The organism is Methyloligella halotolerans (assembly GCF_001708935.1).
Lineage (GTDB): Bacteria > Pseudomonadota > Alphaproteobacteria > Rhizobiales > Methyloligellaceae > Methyloligella > Methyloligella halotolerans.
In genome coordinates, this window is record NZ_MASI01000021.1 from 1 (window position 1) to 1,452 (window position 1,452).

A 1,452-nucleotide genomic window follows, 5' to 3' on the forward strand; every position below is an offset into this window, starting at 1 on the left:
TTTGTAGACGCCCCTGGCCGGGACGAGCTTGTTAAGGAGGTTCGCCGTCAGATCGACGAGCTGGGGATCGAGTATCTCTATCTGCAATTCCCGTCGATCACGGGGCGGATCTGCGGCAAGGGCATTCCGGCGGACCATTGGGAGTCCATCGCCAAGAAGGGCTTCCAGCTCGTCTATGGCGCGGCCGTCAACCTGTTCCTGAACCGCCACGGCGACTATCTGGGCTACGGCCCCGAAGCGGCCGAGCTGGTCGGCATCCCCGAGCCCGACACCTTCTGCCAGCTCCCCTGGGACAAGCGCGTCGGCCGCCTCTACTGCACCCTGTTCCGCAACCGCGAGGAGCGCAAGGATCCGGGCGCTTCCTGACCTCCGATTCGCGCGGCAATCTCCGCCGCATCCACGAGGAGTTCGAGCAGAAGCACGGCCTGCATCTGCGCTGCGGCACCGAGCCGGAGATGATGTGGCTGAAGAAGGACGAGAACGGCCAGCCCAACGGCGGCTATTCAAACCCCTACTGCTACCACATCGACCAGTTCGAGAGCCTGCGCCCGGTCTACATGAAGGTGATCGAGTATTCCCGCGCCATGGGCCTCGACATCATCCAGGGCGACCACGAGGACGCGCCGGGCCAGCTGGAGCTCAACTGGACCTATGACGACTGCCTCAGGAACGCCGACCGGCTGACCACCTACCGGCAGATCTGCGCCCAGGTCGCCCGCGAGTTCAACCTCATCGCCTGCTTCATGACCAAGCCCTTCATGGGCGTCTCGGCGTCGGGCTGCCACCACAACATCTCTCTGTGGAAGGGCGGCGAGGACGGCGTCAAGCCGCTGGGCCAGAAGGTCCGCGGCGGCATGGACGAGGTGTTCTCCTATCGCTCCGGCGGCGACAACACCTTCATGCCCGAAGGCGACGACAGCCAGCTCCCGGGCCAGCTCGGCCAATACGCCATCGGCGGCATGGTCAAGCATCTCGATGCCCTCACCGCCATCGGCTGCTCCACCGTGAACTCCTACCGGCGTCTGTGGGACACCGGCTTCTGGGCGCCGGTCTTCAAGGACTGGGGCTTCCAGAACCGCACCACGGGTCTGCGCATCTCCGCGCCGGGCCGCTTCGAGTTCCGCTCCGTGGACTCCATGGTCAACCCGTACCTCATGTCCGCCGGCCTCCTGAAGGCCATGGACGACGGCCTGTCCAACCAGATCCCCTGCGGCAAGCCCGAAGAGCGGAACATCTACGCGGCCATCGAGGAAGGCAAGAAGGTGGAGAAGCTCCCCATGTCCCTCGGCGATGCCCTCGAGGCGCTCGCCAAGGACGAGGTCGTCAAATCTGCCATGCCCGGCGAGATGTACGGCCTCTACGACGAGTACAAGCGCGACGAGTGGGAGCGCTTCATGCACACCACAACGAACTGGGACGTCGAGACATATCTCGACTACCTCCCATAGCAAC

Annotated in this window: 2 protein-coding genes; both read left to right on the forward strand. The window is 64.5% G+C overall.

Going from position 1 to position 1,452, the window contains the following annotated elements; all coding sequences use genetic code 11:
- The coding region (locus A7A08_RS17030) for a type I glutamate--ammonia ligase (RefSeq protein ID WP_425349041.1) at positions 1–366 on the forward strand (366 nt) is incomplete at its 5' end.
- Positions 363–1,448 (forward strand): glutamine synthetase family protein, encoded by a 1,086-nt coding sequence (locus A7A08_RS15320; protein WP_425349042.1) that lies wholly within the window; start codon positions 363–365, stop codon positions 1,446–1,448. The genes A7A08_RS17030 and A7A08_RS15320, both read left to right, overlap by 4 nt.
- Positions 1,449–1,452: the final 4 nt, after the last annotated feature.